Consider the following 16,558-nt stretch of genomic DNA (forward strand, 5'->3'; position numbering starts at 1 on the left):
CGGTTCACCGGACGGTCAGGAACTGTTCTTCTCCCACGGCCGGCTCGGGCAGGGGTTCGGTGTTGCGGCTGCTGAGGCCGTCGAGGGAGATGCGCAGCAGGCGCCGCCACTGGCCCGGGTGGCTCTCGCCGGCCGTCAGGACGGCCTGGCTCAGGGAACCGCTGAGCAGGACCAGATCATCGGTGGTGACATCGGGGCGCAACAGCCCGGCGTCCATGCACCGGGTGCGCAGCTCGTCGATGAAGGAATAGCAGCGCTGGGCGCACGAGCTGGTGGGGCCGCCTCTGGCGGCGTAGCTCTCGACGACGGCGCGGTTGTGGGCCTGGGTGGTCAGCATCTGTTCGAAGAATCCGCTCAGTGCCTGCCAGGGGTCCTCGGTGGCGGTGGCCTGCTCGTGGGCGTCCGTGACCCAGGTCGGCGAAGACTTCCGCGCCGGCAGGGCGCCCCGGCCGCTGCCCGCCGACCCGGGGGCTCCGCTGCCCGCGGCGCGGCTGCGCACCCTTCTCGCCGGGACCCCTCGCAAGCTCACCGCCGACCGCGCGGTGGCCTGACCCCTCCCGGCACCCGCCCGGAGGAGCAGCGGGACGTGTCGCGGTCGGTGGGGCTGTCCTCGTTCGCCGGGCAGCCCCTCAGTCGTGGGCGACGACCGCGACGGGGCAGCGTGCGTGGTGGATGGCCGCGTGCGCCACGTGGTCCAGATGGTGCGTGGCACCGTGCTGGTGCGTGCGCCGTCCGACGACCAGCAGCGCGGCGCCCTCCGCGGCGTGCACGACGGCCTTGGCGGGGCTCGTGAGGCGGATGCTGTCCTCCGCCTCCACCTGCGGGTACTTCTCGCGCCAGGGCTTCAGTGCCCGGCTCAGCTCCTCCCGGGCCTTGCGGGTCAGCTCCTCGGTGACGCCGTGGTCGGCGCCCCAGGGCATCCGCGCGTGGAGCGGCACGCTGTGCCCCTGGACGGCGAGGAGGGGGATGTCCCGGGCCGCGGCGCTGTGGAAGGCGAAGTCGAGCAGCTCGTCCCGGGATCCGTGGGCCTCCATCGCCACGACGACCTTGTCGCCGGCGGTGGGGGCGGGCTGATTGCCGTCCGGCTCCGAGCGGACCAGGATCACGGGCCGTACGGCCCGCGCCACCACCGGCAGGCTGACATCACCCATGAGATAGCTCTCGGTCGACCCCAGCCCGCGCGAGCCCAGCACCAGCATCTCGGACTCGGAGGCGGCCCGCAGCAGCGCCTCCCGCGCGTCGTCGGCGACCAGGCTGCCGACGACGGACAGCCCGGGATGGCGTGTGCTCAACTCCGCCTGCGCGGTGTGGACCAGGCGCTTGGCCCAGTAGTTCTGGTCGACCTCGGCGCGAGCACCGGCCGGTTCCGGTGCCAGCAGCGGCCATGCGTGCATCAGACGCAGGGTGAGCCTGCGTTTCTCGGCCTCCTCGGCGGCCCAGCGGGCGGCGGCGAGACTCTCCGGTGAACCGTCCAGGCCCACGGTGACGACTGGTTCCATGGCGGCGGCCTCCTTCTCGGACGAGGCCGGGTACGCCGGTGGCCGACGGCGACGAGTCCGTCCGCCCGTCCGGCCCGGACCTCGCCGACATGCCGAGCGGGTGCTGTGTCCCTCCCTCGACAACTACCCCAATCCCGGCGGCCTCGCATGTGGAGCCGCTCCGGATCAGGTGGCGGTGAGTTCGGCGGCGCCGAAGGAGACGTCGAAGCGGTCGCACCAGATGGTGACGCTGGTGTACGCGGAGGGGTCGACGTCGTCGGGCAGCGGATAGTTCTGGGATCCCTTGTTGCCCTTGAGCCTGCCGAGACTGACGTACGCGCCGTCGTCGAAGACGTGCCAGCCCGCCCGGCCCTCCTTGACGGGGGCGTCGGTCAGCCACACCCGCAGGTCGGGGCCGTTGCTGGTGTCGAGGTGCTCCAGGCGGACCACATGGGTGCCGTCGGCGAGTCGTACGAGTTTCGCCGTGCCCGTCGTCGTGTGCTCGTGGCTGATCAGCCCGCCGCTCGCCACGGTCAGGGGTCCGCTCGGCGCCGACGGGGAGGGCGATGCTCCCGCGGTCGATGCTCCCGCGGTCGAGGCTCCCGCGTCCGCGACTCCCGCGTCCGCCTCCGGCGTCGCTTCAGGGAGCGGGGAGGTCTCCACGACCGTTCCCGGCAGGGATTCGGTCACCGTCCGGTCCTGCCAGAGTTTCCACGGCTGGAACCAGTACAGTCCGGCGGCCACGCCCATGACCGTCACCATCACCAGACCGGTGATCAGTCGCTTCCTCGGCGTGTGCCCCATGACGATCCGTCCTTGCCTCTGTTTCGTGCGTCCCTGACGTCGTCCATTCAACGGGGAGCGCGGTCCCCGCGTCCCGGCTCCACCGATGACGAAACCCTTACGTCCGGGACCCGCACCGGTCGCCGTCTTACGGAACCGTGACATGCCGGGCGTGGCCCTGCGGTGCGGCCCGGGGCCGGCTCCAGCGTGGCCCGTATACGAGTACTGGTCACCGGCGGTGCCGGGTTCATCGGGTCCCATGTCGTCGACGCGTTGGCCGAACACGGTCACGAGCCCCTCGTGTTCGACAGCGCGGTGGACCCCGGCGCGGACGTGCGGGACGGGGCTGCCGTCCTCCGAGCGCTGGACGGGGTGGACGCGGTGTGTCATCAGGCGGCGATGGTCGGCCTCGGCACCGGGTTCGCCGACGCCCCCGCGTACGTCTCCCACAACGACCTGGGGACGGCCGTGCTGCTCACCGCCATGGCGGAGGCGGGCGTGCGACGGCTCGTGCTGGCGGGGTCCATGGTGGTGTACGGGGAGGGGCGGTACGCGTGCGTGCGGCACGGGGTGGTCCGGCCGGGCCCGCGGGAGGTCGCCGACCTGGAGGCCGGGCGGTTCGAGCCGCTGTGCCCGAGGTGCGGGGACGCGTTGTCGCCCTCCCTGGTGGCGGAGGACGCGCCGGTCGACCCGCGCAACGTGTACGCGACGACGAAGCTCGCCCAGGAGCATCTGGCTGCGGCCTGGGCCCGTGCGACGGACGGCACCGTGGTCTCGCTGCGGTACCACAACGTGTACGGGCCCCGGATGCCGCGGGACACGCCGTACGCCGGGGTGGCCTCCTTCTTCCGTTCGGCGCTCGCCCGCGGGGAGGCGCCCCGGGTGTTCGAGGACGGCCGTCAGCGGCGGGACTTCGTCCATGTCCGGGACGTGGCGGCGGCCAATGTGGCGGCGCTGGAGGCGGGAGCGGCCCCGGGCGCGCTGACCGCGTACAACGCCGGGAGCGGCGAGCCGCACACCGTCGGGGAGATGGCGGGGGCGCTGGCCGCCGCGTGCGGCGGACCCGAGCCGGTGGTCACCGGGGAGTACCGGCTCGGGGACGTCCGCCACATCACCGCCGACTCGTCACGGCTGCGGGCCGAGCAGGGGTGGAAGCCCGAGGTCGGATTCGTGGAAGGGGTGCGGGAGTTCGCACGGGCGGGGATGCGCGGCTCGTAGGCCCCTGGACCGGTGGTGCCGTCCGTGTTCAGGAGGCGGGCGCGGGCAGCACCACCTCGAAGCGGCAGCCGCCGGGGATGTTGTGCACGGTGGTGTGCCCTCGGTGGGCCTCCACGATGCCGCGGACGATGGCGAGGCCGAGGCCCGCGCCGGCCGGGGGTGTGCGGGCGTGCGTGCCGCGCCAGCCGGTGTCGAAGACGCGGGGCAGGTCCTCCTCGGCGATGCCGCCGCAGCCGTCGGTGACGGAGAGCACCACGCCGTGGGGGGAACGCTCGGCCGCCACCGCGACCGTGCCGTCGGCCGGGGTGCGGCGGATCGCGTTGACCAGCAGGTTGGCGAGGACACGGCTCATCTCCCGGCCGTCGACCTCGACCGGTACGGGTTCGACGCGTGCCCCGACGAGCCGCACCCCGTGTTCGCGGGCGAGCGGGTCGGCCCCGGCCAGGGCGTCGCCGACGAGGTCGTACAGCGACATCCGGGAGAGGGTGAGCGTCAGGCTCCCCGCGTGGATGCGGGAGAGTTCGAAGAGGTCGCCGACCATGCCGTCGAGGTTCTCGACCTCGGTACGGATCTGCCTGAGGTAGCGGTAGGGGTCGGCGGCGACCCCGTCCTCCAGGGCCTCGGCCATCGCGCGCAGTCCGGCCAGGGGGGTGCGCAGGTCGTGGGAGATCCAGGCGACGAGTTCCCGCCGGGAGGACTCCAGGGCGCGTTCGCGTTCCCTTGACGCGGCGAGCTTGGCGCTCGTGGCGGCCAACTCCTCTCCCAGCGCCGCGAGTTCGGCTGTGACCGGCCCGTCGGGGGCGGTGAAGTCGCCGCCGTCGCCGAAGGACCGCGCGGCGGTCTGGAGGGCCCGGCTGCGGGCGACGACCCAGCGGCCGAGCAGCAGCGCGGTGGCCAGTGAGACGACGGCGGCCATCGCGACGACCGTGGTGACGACGCTCAGGTCGTGCGGGGAGAGGAACATGGCCCAGGCGACGGCGAGGGTGCCGGCGAGCATGGCGGTCACGGCGACGGCGGCCACGACGGTGAGCGACGCGGTGAGCGAGCGGCGGCGCAGCGGCCACAGCGCGAGGGCGCCCAGCAGACCGGCGGCGACGGCGCCGAGGAACGCGTACAGCGCGATGAGCAGGGTGTCGCTCATGGGTCAGTCCTTCCTGTCTTCGGCCGGGGCGTGCTCCGCGTCGTCGTCGGCCGTGGTGTCTGCGGACTCGAAGCGGTACCCGACGCCCCACACGGTCCGGATCAGCCGGGGCTGCGCCGGGTCGTGCTCGATCTTGCCGCGCAGACGGCGGACATGGACGGTGACCGTGGACAGGTCCCCGAAGTCCCAGCCCCAGACCTCGCGCATCAGGTCCTCGCGGCTGTGGGCACGGCCCGGGTTGCGGAGGAAGAAGGCGAGGAGGTCGAACTCCCGCAGGGTCAGCGCGAGTTCGGCGCCATCGCGGGTGGCGTGCCGGGCGGCCGGGTCGAGACGGAGACCGGCCGCCGTCAACTGGCGGGCGTCGGACGCGGGCCGTGCGCGGCGCAGCACGGACTCGACGCGCAGGACCAGTTCGCGCGGGCTGAACGGCTTGGTGACGTAGTCGTCGGCGCCGACCTCCAGCCCCAGGATGCGGTCGTCCTCGTCGCCTCGGGCGGTGAGCATGATGACCGGGACCGGGCCGCGCGCCCTCAGCCGGCGGCAGACCTCCAGGCCGTCCATGCCGGGCAGCATCAGGTCCAGCACGACCAGGTCGGGCCGGTGCGCGGCGGCGCGGGCCAGCGCGGCCGGCCCGTCGCCCGCGCGGTCCACCGTGTATCCGGCCCGGTCGAGGTAGCCGGTGACGACCTCCGCGACCGTGGGGTCGTCGTCCACCACCAGCACGCGCGTGGCCGTCGGTCTGCTCGGTTGCTCTTCCATGCCGTCAGCCTCGCACCTCGCCCGGCGTCGGGTCCGTCCGGACCGTGCCCAGGTCCCCGACGTCCGCGTTTCGTAAGGACGCTGCGCCCGTTATGCGAACTTCGTCCTCGTAGGGTGAAAGCCGTGACTACCTCTCCCCCGCCTTCGGGCGTCGACGTCGTGCTCCCCTGCCTGGACGAGGCGGAGGCCCTGCCCTGGGTGCTGTCCAGGATCCCGGCCGGATGGCGTGCCCTGGTCGTGGACAACGGCTCGGCCGACGGTTCGGCGGACATCGCCCGTGAGCTGGGCGCGACCGTGGTGCACGAATCGCGCCGCGGCTTCGGCGCCGCCTGCCATGCGGGACTGGTCGCCGCCACGGCCGACATCGTGTGCTTCTGCGACTGCGACGCCTCCCTGGATCCCTCGCTCCTCGTCCCCTTCGTCACCGAAGTCGCCCACGGGCACGCCGATCTGGTGCTCGGCAGGCGGCGTCCTCGGGAGTGGGGCGCGTGGCCGGCCCACGCCCGGGCCGGGAACCTGGCGCTCGCCCGGATGCTGCGTCGCCGGACGGGTCTGCGTCTGCACGACCTGGGCCCGCTGCGGGCCGCGCGCCGGGAAGCGCTGCTCGGCCTCGCGCTGACCGACCGGCGCAGCGGCTATCCCCTGCAGATGGTGGTGCGCGCCGCCGACGCGGGCTGGCGCGTCACCGAGCACGACGTGCCGTACCTGCCCCGGAAGGGGACGTCGAAGGTGACCGGGACCTGGCGTGGCACCTGGCAGGCGGTACGGGACATGAGCCGTGTCCTCGGCGAGGCGCCCGAGCCGGCCCGGGCGGGGGTCCGCCGATGACCACCCTTCTCGTCATCGCCAAGGAGCCGAGGCCGGGCCGGGTGAAGACCCGGCTCACCCCGCCGTTCAGCCCGCGGGAGGCGGCGGCGCTGGCCGAGGCCGCCCTCGTGGACACCCTGTCCGCGGTGGCGGCGGCCCCCGCGGACCGCCGCGTCCTGGTGCTGGCCGGGAAGCCGGGCCCCTGGCTGCCGCCCGGCTTCGACGTCGTACCGCAGGGGGACGGCGGGCTCGACGAGCGGCTCGCCGCGGCCTTCGCGCTCTGCGACGGCCCGGCCCTCCTCATCGGCATGGACACCCCGCAGGTGACGCCGGAGCTGCTGGCCGTGGAACCGGGCGGGTGCGACGCGTACTTCGGTGCGGCCGAGGACGGCGGATTCTGGGCTCTCGGGCTCACCCGGCCGGACCCCGCGCTCCTGCGCGGGGTGCCCATGTCGACCCCCGTCACGGGTGCGGTCCAGCGCGCCCGGCTGGTCTCCGCCGGCCTGCGGGTCCGGGATCTGCCGGTCCTGAGAGACGTCGACACGGCCGCCGACGCCGAAGCCGTCGCCGCGGTCGCGCCGCACAGCCGGTTCGCGGCGGAGCTGTCCCGGCTGCGCGCGGTCAGCAGCCGATGAGCGGGCCGGGGCAGGACACCGTGGCGCGGCCGGACTGGTCCTCGGACCCCTACGCCGACGCCCTGCGCTCCGGACGGGGCCCGCTCTTCCTGCGCCGGGGCGACGGCTGGCTGCTGCCACTGGAGGTGGAGCGGTGGTGCGCCCGCGCCGACACGGTGGACCTCCAGGTCCTGGAGCGGTGCGAGGGCGCCGTCCTCGACGTGGGGTGCGGGCCGGGCAGGCTGGTCGCCGAACTCGCCGCCCGCGGGCGGCCCGTGCTCGGTGTCGACATCAGCCCGGCCGCCGTCGCCCGCACCCAGCGGCTCGGTGGCCAGGCCCTCACCCGCTCGGTGTTCGACCCGCTGCCGGGTGAGGGGCGCTGGGACACCGTCCTGCTCCTCGACGGCAACCTCGGTATCGGCGGCGACCCCTCCGCCCTGCTGCGCCGGATGGCTCAACTACTGCGCACAGAAGGGCTGTTGATCGTCGAGACGGTGCCGATGGACGTGGACGAGCGGGCCGAGGTCCGTCTCGTGAGCGGTGTCGGTACCGAGGCGGAGGGCGAGGCCGCGTTCCCCTGGGCCCGCCTCGGCACACCCGCACTGCTGCGGCACGCCCGCCCGCAGGGCTGGCGCGCCGCCGATCAGTGGACCGCGGGCGGACGCTCCTTCGTCGCCCTGCGCACCCGCAGCGCCAGCAGCAGAGCCGAGCCGGCGAAGAGCAGGGCCGTGATCAGCAGCCAGCGGCCGAGGAAGCCACTCGCCGGCATCCCGGTGGCGGACTCGTAGCGGTCCGCCACCCGCCCGCTGATCAGGGGGAACCACACCAGCAGCAGGAGTCCGGACAGGGCCGCGGGCACACGGACGTACGCGGCCCTGCCCTGGCCTGCCGAGGGCAGGGGCGGCACCCCCACCCGGTGAGCGGCGGCGGACATCGCGCGGACGAGCGCCCGGTCCGCCGCCGCGTACAACGGCAGCAGAAGCAGATCGTGGACCACCGCGGCGCCCACGAACCACACCGCGACGGCGAGCCAGTCGTCCTGGAGCAGCCGCACCCCCGCATACCCGGCGAGCGCGAACGAGCAGGCCAGGAGCAGCAGGGGGAAGGGACTGCCCAGCGGCGGACGGTACTTTCCCATCACAGGTCTCCGAACGTCATACGGGCCACCCACTTGGTGTTGAGCACACCGGGCGCGGCCGGCACGATGATCCGCGCCGGATGGCCGTGGTCGGGGGACAACCGCTCGCCGTTGACGTCCAGGGCCAGCAGGGAGCGCGGGTCGCGGACCTGGTTGGCCCGCAGGGCGGCCCGGCGGAAGGCGCCGTGCCGCTGGAGGGACTCCACCAGGACGTCGGGGGCCGCGCCCACCGGGTGTCCGACGAGCGCGGCGAGGTCGGCCAGGCGCACGCCCCGCCACCACTGGTCGGAGGTGGACCAGCCCTCCACGCAGGCGATCGGCAGCGCCGCACTGTGCTGGGGCAGTTCCAGCAGCTCGGCGCGGCTCAGCCGCACGGTTCCCGAAGGTCCCGTGACGACCAGCCGCCACGCCTCCTCGCTCGTCTCGGCCGGGCTGATCCCCCTGGACGCGGCCGTCTTGTTGATCTGGAAGCCGTTGGGCCCGCCGCCCGGTTCGGGGCCGCCGTGCGGGGCGAGGAGGGCCGTGCGCCGCAGCGGGCCGTCCACGGTCTGCCCCACGGTCGTCCCGAGCAGCAGCAGCGAGCCGCCCCCGACCAGCCACACGGCCCCACGCCGCGACACCGTGGGCTCGGCCGGGTCCGGGGAGACCAGCGAGGGCTCCTCCGGCGACTCCACGGGCGGTACCCCCGCCGCCTCGCCCGCCCGCATCCGGCGCAGATTGCGTACGGCGGCCGGCCCGCGCAGCACCACATGCACCACGAACGCCGCGACGAACACCCACGCCCCGTAGAAGTGCAGCGGGTAGAAGGAGCCGGGGAAGACGTAGTCGAGCTGCACGTTCAGCACTCCGGTGACGAACTCGAACAGCACACCGCCGACCAGCAGGAGCAACGAGATCCGCTCCAGGGCATGGGCCACCGACCGCGCCGGAGGCAGCTGGAACAGCCGCGGCACCACCGACCAGAGCTTCGCCAGCAGGACCGGGACCAGCGCGATCCCGAGCGTGACGTGCACGCCCTGCGTCAGCCGGTACAGCCAGTGCGGGTTCGTCGGCCAGGGGAACAGATAGAAGCCGAGGAGCCCCTTGTCCGGGGTCTTGTCGTTCACCGGGGACAGATCCGGGTTGTAGGCGGCGTACGACAGCAGCCCGGTCACGAACAGCACGGTGATCCCGGCGAGCAGGACCAGGCCGAGGAGCGAGGTGAACCAGGGGCCGCGCAGCGGGCTGCGCCAGAAGGCGGGCGAGGAAGGGGACCGTTGCATGCCCCCGACGCTAGGCCCGCGGCACCCGGTGAGAGGGTGCGCGACTCATGACGAAACGCTGACGTCCGCGCCTGTCGGGCGGACCCCGGCGCCCTTGCGGCCTAACGTCTCCCAGCGTGAACCGCGATCTCCGCCGCGACCTGTACGCCGTCGCCGCCGCCGCTCTGCTCGTCGTGACGGCCGCGACGGTCGGCATCGCCGTCAAACGCGCCGAGGACGTCCTGCACGTCGGCTGGCCGCCCCTGTACGCCGTCTGGCTGCCGCACACCGGCCCCGGCACCCCCGCCGCGATCGCCGTGGCCGTCGCCGTCGTCGCGTACGGCCCCCCGCTGGCCGCCCGGCTGCCCTGGCGCCCGCTCCTGTGGAGCGTGTGGGCCGCCGCCCTGGCATGGACGTTCTCCCTCGCCCTCGTCGACGGGTGGCACCGGGGCATCGCCCGCAGGCTGACGACCCGGTACGAGTATCTGCAGGTCATCGACCGGTTCGACGACATCCCCGCGACCCTGCGGAGCTTCACCGACCACATCCTGCTCGGCACCGCCGACCACTGGCCCCCGCATGTCGCCGGCCATCCTCCGGGAGCCACGCTCACCTTCGTCCTCCTCGACCGGATCGGCCTGGCCGGCGGAGGCTGGGCGGGTGCCTTCGTCATCACCGTCGGGGCGACCGGCACGGTCGCGGTCCTCCTCACCGTCCGGACGCTGGCGAGCGAGGCGCTGGCCCGCCGGGCCGCCCCGTTCCTGGTCCTGGCCCCGGCAGCGGTGTGGATGGGCACCTCGGCGGACGGGTACTTCGCGGCGGTCGCCGCCTGGGCCGTGGCGTTCCTCGCCCTCGCGGTGACGGGACACCGGCCGCGGCCCACCGCCTTCCTCTCCGGACTCCTCTTCGGCCTCGTCCTCTACCTGTCGTACGGCCTCACCCTGTTCGCCGTGATAGCGGCCGCCGTCCTGCTCCTCGGCTCCCGGAGGGCGGCGGTCCTCCCCTTCGCGCTCGCCGGACTCGCCGTCGTCCCGCTCGCGTTCACCCTGGCGGGCTTCGACTGGTGGGAGGCGTACCGCCTGCTGGTCGAGCGCTACCACCAGGGCGCCGGCGGCTTCCGTCCGTACGTCTACTTCGTGTGGGCCAACCTCGCCTGCACGGTCCTCGTCGTGGGCCCGGCCACGGTCGCGGGACTGCGCCGCACGGGCGCCCTCCTCGGCCGGTGGCACGCCTCGCCCGTCCCCGAGCGCCGTACGGGCCTGCTCCTGGCCGCAGCCCTGCTCATGCTGCTCGTCGCCGACCTGTCGGGCATGAGCAAGGCGGAGACGGAACGGATCTGGCTGCCGTTCGCGCTGTGGCTGCTCGCGTCCGGCGCCTTCCTCGACCGCCCCCGTGTCTGGCTGGTCTCCCAGGCGGCGCTGGGTCTGCTCCTCAACCATCTGCTGCTGACGGGCTGGTGAGGGGGCGGCGTCGGTCCGTCCCGGGCTCCCGGCCGGCCTTCGACGACCGGGCCTCGGTGCGGTTCAGCGGTGCTCGGGGTTGTCCGCGCCCGGTCGGCAGCCGGCGTCCCACTCCGTACGCTGGTTGCCGTGGGCGGGGAAGCCTCCGGCGCGCTTGAGCATGGCCGCCAGGTGCATGAGGTTCCAGGTCATGAAGGCGGTGTTGCGGTTGGTGAAGTCGTTCTCCGGACCGCCCGACCCCGGATCGAGGTACGAGGGGCCCGGCCCCGCCGCTCCGATCCAGCCCGCGTCGGCCTGCGGTGGGATCGCGTACCCGAGGTGCTGCAGGCTGTAGAGGACGTTCATGGCACAGTGCTTGACCCCGTCCTCGTTGCCGGTGATCAGGCACCCGCCGGCCCGCCCGTAGTAGGCGTACTGGCCCTGGGGGTTGAGCAGGCTGGAGCAGCTGTACAGGCGCTCGATGACCTGCTTGGTGACGGAGCTGTTGTCACCCAGCCAGATGGGGCCGGCCAGCACCAGGATGTCCGCGGCCATCACCCGCTCGTACAGCGCGGGCCAGGCGTCGGTGGCGAACCCGTGCTCGGTCATGTCCGGGTACACACCCGGCGCGATGTCCTCGTCGACCGCCCGGACGAAGTCCGTGGCCACCCCCTGCGCCTCCATGATCGCCCTGCTCCTGGCCACGAGTCCCTCGGTGTGGCTGACCTGGGGTGAGGGCTTGAGCGTGCAGTTGATGAACAGGGCGCGCAGGTCGTCGAAGCGGTAGCTGTTCCCGGTGGACGGAGCGGACGGTTCGGCCATGGCGACTTCCCAGGGAGAGAGCGGACAGGGGTGGGCGGGCGGCACTCCGCGCGCCCGCACAGCAGCTTCTCGCGGAGTACGGGCACTGTCCCGCTGCGACGCACCGGCCGATGTTCGCGGTCCCGTCCCCCGGCAGGCGGAGCCGGCGGTGACAGGCGTGTACTGGAGGGAGGGAGGTCCCGCGGGCAGGGCCGTCCCGCCTCCGTGCGGGGCCCGCCGGCCCGGCGCACGCCCGGTCCCGGGCTGCCGGGGCCGACGACCTCGGGAAGGGAGCTGGAACCATGGCAGCACAGACAGTCCCCCCGGACATGAACCCGGCACGGCCGGTACAACCGGTCCGGGTGACCGCCATCTGTGATCCACAGCTGTCGCGCTGGCTGTGGCTGGTGAAGTGGCTGCTCGCGATCCCCCACTACGTCGTCCTGGTCTTCCTGTGGGTGGCGTTCACGGTGGTGGGCGTGGTGGCGTTCTTCGCGATCCTGTTCACCGGCCGCTATCCGCGCACCCTGTTCGACTTCACCACCGGGGTGCTGCGCTGGAGCTGGCGGGTGGCCTTCTACACGTACGGCGCCCTGGGCACCGACCGCTACCCGCCCTTCACCCTCGCCGAGGTGCCGGACTACCCGGCCCATCTGGACGTGGCGTATCCCGAGCAGCTGTCCCGCGGTCTGGTGCTGGTGAAGTGGTGGCTCCTGGCCATCCCCCAGTACCTGGTCCTGGGCATCATCGGGGGCGGTATCCACGTCACCTGGAGCTCGGGAGGGCTCATCGCGCTCCTGACGTTCTTCGCCGGCGTCGCTCTGCTCTTCACCGGCGTCTACCCGCGCGGCATCTTCGACCTCGTGATCGGCCTCGACCGGTGGGTGCTGCGGGTGGCCGCGTACGCGGCCCTCCTCACCGACGTCTACCCGCCGTTCCGGCTCGACCAGGGCGGCGGCGAACCCGCGTCACGCCCGTGAACCGGACTCGGGCACGGTGATGTGCGGCCGCCCGGCCCGGACCCGTCCTTGGGTCCGCAGGTCCCCGGGCGGGGCCGACCCGACCACGGAGGGGTGGCCGCCGGAGGTGAAGAGCGGGTCGGAGGCGGACTCTCCGCCCGCGTGGCCGTCCGCAGGGCCGTTCTCCCGGAGGACCGGGGCCGATCGGCCCTACCGCGGGCCCGCCCGGCCGCCGTTCCATGGAGGACGTCCATGCCCCAGTCCGACAGCCCTCCTCACCCGCGCGGAAGACCATGATGCCGATCAGCAACCACCAAGGAGCCGCCGTGGCCCGGCGGTCGGTCGACCTCGACAGCGACGAGGCACTGCGGCTGCTCGGCACCGTGTCGTTCGGGCGGATCGTCTTCACCCGGCACGCGCTGCCGACCGTCCGCCCCGTCAACCACGTACTGGACCGGGGCGAGATCGTGATCCGGACCCTGGAGGGGGCGGCGCTGACCGCCCGCGCGCAGGAGGCGGACGACCGGGGCGTCGTGGTGGCCTACGAGGCCGACGTCATCGACCCCGACACCCACCTCGGCTGGAGCGTCGTCGTCACCGGCTACGCCCGCCCGGTCACCGACCCCGAGGAACTGGCCCGCTATCGGGCGATGCTGCGCCCCTGGGTGAGCGGCACCATGGACCACGCCGTCCGTATCCGTCCGGACCTGGTCACCGGCATCCGTCTCATGACCGTCGACCGAGGCGGCTGACGACGGCCCGTACCGGACATGCATGGTGTGAATCTCTCAAAATCACTCGATAGAAGGACAGTTGCCGACAAACAGCGGCCCGCCCCGCCTGGATGCAGTGGGATGACCCGATCGTCAGGGAAGGCGGGTGGGGCGGGCATGGACAACTTCGTCCCGGTGGCGCAGGCGCGGCGCGCCGAGGCCACCGACCGGGAGTGCTGCCACTGCGGTGCGCGACCGGATCACGAGGGCGGACCGAGTGTGGTCGAGGAGCGGTTCCGGGGGCTGCTGGAGGCGGCGCCGGACGCCATGGTCATCGTCGACGACACGGGCACCATCCGGCTGGTCAACGCGCAGACGGAGGCCCTGTTCGGCTATCGGCGGGAGGAACTGCTGGGCCGGCCGGTCGAGCTGCTCATCCCGCACCGGTTCCGTGAGCATCACACCCGCCACCGCGTCGGCTACGCCGCCAACCGCCAGGTGCGCCCGATGGGCGCCGGACTCGAACTGCACGGCCTGCGCAGGGACGGCACCGAGTTCCCGGTCGAGATCAGCCTCAGTCCGCTGGAGACCGCCGACGGACTGCTGGTGTCCGCCGCCGTCCGTGACGTCAGTGACCGCAAGGCCGCCGAGCGGCGCATCAACGAACTCGCCGCGCTCGTCGAGTCCTCCCAGGACGCGATCCTCGCCAAGACCCTCGACGGCCACATCACCTACTGGAACGCCGCCGCCCACCGGCTGTACGGCTACACCGCCGAGCAGGCCATCGGCCGCCACATGTCGTTCCTCGCCCCGGCGGACCGCAGGGACGAGATCAGCGCGCTCATGGAGCGGCTGCGGCGGGGTGAGAAGGTCGAGCACTTCGAGACGCTGCGGGTCACCCGGGCCGGGGGGCTGCTGGACGTCGACGTCACGCTGTGGCCGACCAGGGACACCGACGGCACGGTCGTCGGCGCCTGCGCCATCGTGCGGGACATCAGCGACCGCAAGCGCGCGGAAGCCGAACTCACGGCCCTGTACGAACAGCAGCGGCACATCGCGCTCACCCTGCAGCGCAGCCTGATGGGGACCCCGCCCGCGATCGCCGGGCTGGCCACGGCGAGCCGCTACCGGCCCGCCACCCAGGGCGCGGGCGTCGGCGGCGACTGGTTCGACCTCGTTCCGCTGGGCGCGGGCCGGGTCGGCGTCCTGATCGGCGACGTCATGGGCCGCGGTCTGGAGGCGGCCGCCGTGATGGGACAGTTGCGGTCCGCCGCGCACGCCCTCGCCAAGACCGGTATGCAGCCCCGTCAGTTGATGCAGGCCCTCGACACCTGTGTCGCCGACCTCGACGTCCCCGACCAGCTCGTCACCTGCTGCTACCTGGTCGTCGCCCCGGACACGGGCACCGTGACCGCCTGTTCGGCCGGCCATCTGCCGACTCTGGTCGCCTCGCCCGGCGACGGCGTCCGCCGGCTCACCACCCCCGTCAACGCGCCCCTCGGGGTCGGCGGCATCCTCTACCAGCAGTCCTGTGAGGAGATCCCGCCGGGAGCGACGCTGGTCCTCTACACGGACGGGCTGGTCGAGACGCCCGGCAGCGACATCGACGACCACATCGGCGAACTCGTCTCCTGCCTCGACGGGTTCTTCCTCCGCGACTCGTGTCTGGAGGCCGCCGCCGACCACGTGCTCGCCCGGCTGCTGCCCGACGTCGTGAGCCACAACGACGACGTCACGCTGCTCCTCGCACAGCTGCCGGCCGCTCCGCTCGCGTCCGTCACCACGGATCTGCCCGCCGTGCCCTCCTCGGTGCCCGAGGGCCGCGCGTTCCTCACCAAGGCTCTCGCCTCCTGGGAGGTCGCCGAGCCGGCCGACCACGCGCTGCTGCTGCTCTCCGAGACCCTGACGAACGCCGTCCAGCATGCCGAGGGCCCGGTCGGCCTGCGGGTGTGCCGTACCGCCACGGACCTGACGGTCGAGGTCAGCGACAGCAGTCCGCAGCTCCCCCAGCCCCGTCTGGCGGCCGAGGACGAGGAGTCGGGGCGTGGGCTTCATCTGGTCCGCGCGCTGTCCGACAACTGGGGGGTACGCCCCACGGACGACGGAAAGACCACCTGGTTCACCGTCAAGCTGGCGTAGCCGGGCGGTCCGGGCGGGCCTGCGGTGCGGAGGAGTCGTCGAGGAACTCACGGATCGCGAAGCCCGCCAGCGTGATCACCGCGGTCCACACCACGACGGCCGTGGTCGGATAGGTCCAGGTGAAGAGAACCACCGCCGCGATCAGCAGGATGGCGACGCCGATCCAGTGCTTGAACCGATGGACGAACCGGCCGACCGGTCCCGTGCGGAACCCGGCCGAGGCGGCCACGTCGCGCAGCGCGCCGATGCTCCTGCGGCAGCCCGTGCGCGCCAGCACGGCGGGTCGGGACGGTCCGGCGAGGAAGGCCGCGACGGCGACGAACAGGGCCGTAGCGCCCAGGGCTCGCGTCCCGGCCCGCAGGAACTTGACCACGGCGTCGTACACGGCCCCCGCCGCCGCCTGGGATGTTCCCGGGGGCAGCCGGTCGAGGTAGATGTCGCGGAAGACGGTCAGGGAGATGCCGAGGACCAGCATGGCGAGGAAGACCGCGAGACCCGCGCCGATCACGGCATGCCGGCGGTTGAAGGCCACGTACACACCGGCGGCGGCGACGAGGAGCGCGATGACGGGCAGCCAGCCGCCGAGGATCTCCAGCACCCGTACATAGCTCTTGATCTCGCCGATGTCCTTCGAGGCGAAGACCACGAAGTCCGTCTTCACGTCCGGGATCTTCGCGGCGGGCGCGAACCCGGCGTCGACCAGCTTCTCCTTGACCTGCTGGACGATGGGGCCGACGTCGACGACGACCTGGTTGTCCTTCAGCGCGACGGCACCGCCGGACTCACCGGTCAGGGCCTCGTCCACGGCCGCGTGCGCCCTGCGGTTGGCCTGCACCCAGACCTTCTCGAAGGCGCTGCTGGACACCACCCGCTCCACCGTGCTGCTGACCAGCTGCCGCAGCCCGCTCTCGATCGGGCCGTCCAGGTTCTTCAGCAGGTCGGCGGCCTTCGGCGGCACCCCCTGCTGGGAGGCCGCGTCCGTCAGCTGGGCGACCAGCGCGTCCACGTCGACGCGGTCCAGCACGGCGTCGGTGACCCGGTTGGTGACGGCCCGCTGCACATCGGGATTCGAGGCGAGCGGGCCGACGGTGGCGACGTAGCGGTCCGTGTCCTGCACGATGCTGTTCGCCCACACGGCGACGACGGACAGCAGGGAGAGGATCGCGGCCAGCAGGATCAGCAGGAACGCGCCGAACGACCGGAACGGGTGATGCCGCCCGGACCGGGTGCCTTCCAGAGCCGTCACCCGGTGCCGGAGCTGATCCAGTTCGCTGCGCTCCCGGGCGGAGAGCTCCTCACCACCTGTGTCACTCATGGTGACCAGCAGA

General features: G+C 73.1%; 16 protein-coding genes. 8 read left to right on the forward strand and 8 right to left on the reverse strand.

The features are described from left to right. Positions 1 to 4: 4 nt before the first annotated feature. The 3 genes from SCAB_RS01835 to SCAB_RS01845 all read right to left on the reverse strand — a co-directional run bounded on the left by SCAB_RS01835 (position 5) and on the right by SCAB_RS01845 (position 2,282). The gene (locus SCAB_RS01835; protein WP_231884883.1) at positions 5 to 499 is read right to left on the reverse strand and encodes an SbtR family transcriptional regulator; all 495 of its coding nucleotides are present in this window, start codon (positions 497 to 499) and stop codon (positions 5 to 7) included. A 130-nt stretch (positions 500 to 629) separates the two neighbouring features. After that, complete coding sequence (locus SCAB_RS01840; RefSeq protein ID WP_012998342.1) at positions 630 to 1,499, reverse strand: universal stress protein; 870 nt, start codon at positions 1,497 to 1,499, stop codon at positions 630 to 632. A gap of 165 nt (positions 1,500 to 1,664) precedes the next feature. After that, positions 1,665 to 2,282, reverse strand: coding sequence for a DM13 domain-containing protein (locus SCAB_RS01845; protein ID WP_012998343.1), 618 nt, complete (start codon positions 2,280 to 2,282; stop codon positions 1,665 to 1,667). A 195-nt stretch (positions 2,283 to 2,477) separates the two neighbouring features. Here SCAB_RS01845 and SCAB_RS01850 point away from each other — a divergent pair, with 195 nt between their 5' ends. Next, the gene (locus SCAB_RS01850) at positions 2,478 to 3,479 is read left to right on the forward strand and encodes an NAD-dependent epimerase/dehydratase family protein (RefSeq protein ID WP_086022924.1); all 1,002 of its coding nucleotides are present in this window, start codon (positions 2,478 to 2,480) and stop codon (positions 3,477 to 3,479) included. Positions 3,480 to 3,507: 28 nt separating this feature from the next. Here the strand turns inward: SCAB_RS01850 and SCAB_RS01855 are convergent, their stop codons facing one another. Together SCAB_RS01855 and SCAB_RS01860 are read right to left on the reverse strand one after the other, a co-directional pair. Next, on the reverse strand, positions 3,508 to 4,620 hold the full coding sequence (locus tag SCAB_RS01855; RefSeq protein ID WP_012998345.1) for a sensor histidine kinase: 1,113 nt from the start codon (positions 4,618 to 4,620) through the stop codon (positions 3,508 to 3,510). A gap of 3 nt (positions 4,621 to 4,623) precedes the next feature. After that, entirely contained in the window at positions 4,624 to 5,379 is a 756-nt protein-coding gene (locus SCAB_RS01860) for a response regulator transcription factor (RefSeq protein WP_041668833.1), read from the reverse strand. A 114-nt stretch (positions 5,380 to 5,493) separates the two neighbouring features. Here SCAB_RS01860 and SCAB_RS01865 point away from each other — a divergent pair, with 114 nt between their 5' ends. From SCAB_RS01865 to SCAB_RS01875, 3 genes are read left to right on the forward strand one after another with little or no spacing between them, the layout of a single operon-like run. Then, positions 5,494 to 6,207: a glycosyltransferase family 2 protein gene (locus SCAB_RS01865; RefSeq protein ID WP_012998347.1), complete on the forward strand. Its 714-nt coding sequence runs from the start codon at positions 5,494 to 5,496 to the stop codon at positions 6,205 to 6,207. Then, positions 6,204 to 6,821 (forward strand): TIGR04282 family arsenosugar biosynthesis glycosyltransferase, encoded by a 618-nt coding sequence (locus SCAB_RS01870; RefSeq protein WP_012998348.1) that lies wholly within the window; start codon positions 6,204 to 6,206, stop codon positions 6,819 to 6,821. Before SCAB_RS01865 ends, SCAB_RS01870 begins: the two co-directional genes overlap by 4 nt. Continuing rightward, complete coding sequence (locus tag SCAB_RS01875; protein ID WP_012998349.1) at positions 6,818 to 7,588, forward strand: class I SAM-dependent methyltransferase; 771 nt, start codon at positions 6,818 to 6,820, stop codon at positions 7,586 to 7,588. The genes SCAB_RS01870 and SCAB_RS01875 overlap by 4 nt, the downstream gene beginning before the upstream one ends. Before the next feature lie 349 nt (positions 7,589 to 7,937). Here SCAB_RS01875 and SCAB_RS01880 read toward each other — a convergent pair whose 3' ends face one another. Further along, positions 7,938 to 9,200: a molybdopterin-dependent oxidoreductase gene (locus SCAB_RS01880; RefSeq protein WP_012998350.1), complete on the reverse strand. Its 1,263-nt coding sequence runs from the start codon at positions 9,198 to 9,200 to the stop codon at positions 7,938 to 7,940. Between the two features lie 116 nt (positions 9,201 to 9,316). On the opposite strand from SCAB_RS01880, the gene SCAB_RS01885 reads away from it, so the two are divergent. Further along, positions 9,317 to 10,639: a hypothetical protein gene (locus tag SCAB_RS01885; protein WP_012998351.1), complete on the forward strand. Its 1,323-nt coding sequence runs from the start codon at positions 9,317 to 9,319 to the stop codon at positions 10,637 to 10,639. Positions 10,640 to 10,702: 63 nt separating this feature from the next. Here the strand turns inward: SCAB_RS01885 and SCAB_RS01890 are convergent, their stop codons facing one another. Beyond that, positions 10,703 to 11,440 carry a flavodoxin family protein gene (locus SCAB_RS01890; protein ID WP_037725057.1) on the reverse strand — a complete coding sequence of 246 codons (738 nt, stop codon included), beginning with the start codon at positions 11,438 to 11,440 and terminating at the stop codon, positions 10,703 to 10,705. 281 nt (positions 11,441 to 11,721) lie between these two features. On the opposite strand from SCAB_RS01890, the gene SCAB_RS01895 reads away from it, so the two are divergent. The 3 genes from SCAB_RS01895 (at position 11,722) to SCAB_RS46185 (ending at position 15,230) form a co-directional block, all read left to right on the forward strand. After that, the gene (locus SCAB_RS01895) at positions 11,722 to 12,399 is read left to right on the forward strand and encodes a DUF4389 domain-containing protein (RefSeq protein WP_046773674.1); all 678 of its coding nucleotides are present in this window, start codon (positions 11,722 to 11,724) and stop codon (positions 12,397 to 12,399) included. Positions 12,400 to 12,671: 272 nt separating this feature from the next. Next, the gene (locus SCAB_RS01900; RefSeq protein ID WP_012998354.1) at positions 12,672 to 13,130 is read left to right on the forward strand and encodes a pyridoxamine 5'-phosphate oxidase family protein; all 459 of its coding nucleotides are present in this window, start codon (positions 12,672 to 12,674) and stop codon (positions 13,128 to 13,130) included. Between the two features lie 138 nt (positions 13,131 to 13,268). Then, positions 13,269 to 15,230 (forward strand): PAS domain S-box protein, encoded by a 1,962-nt coding sequence (locus SCAB_RS46185; RefSeq protein ID WP_012998355.1) that lies wholly within the window; start codon positions 13,269 to 13,271, stop codon positions 15,228 to 15,230. Here SCAB_RS46185 and SCAB_RS01915 read toward each other — a convergent pair. Next, complete coding sequence (locus tag SCAB_RS01915) at positions 15,217 to 16,545, reverse strand: hypothetical protein (RefSeq protein ID WP_210647430.1); 1,329 nt, start codon at positions 16,543 to 16,545, stop codon at positions 15,217 to 15,219. The genes SCAB_RS46185 and SCAB_RS01915 overlap by 14 nt on opposite strands. Positions 16,546 to 16,558 lie beyond the last annotated feature (13 nt).

The sequence above is a fragment of the Streptomyces scabiei 87.22 genome (assembly GCF_000091305.1).
GTDB classification, from domain to species: domain Bacteria; phylum Actinomycetota; class Actinomycetes; order Streptomycetales; family Streptomycetaceae; genus Streptomyces; species Streptomyces scabiei.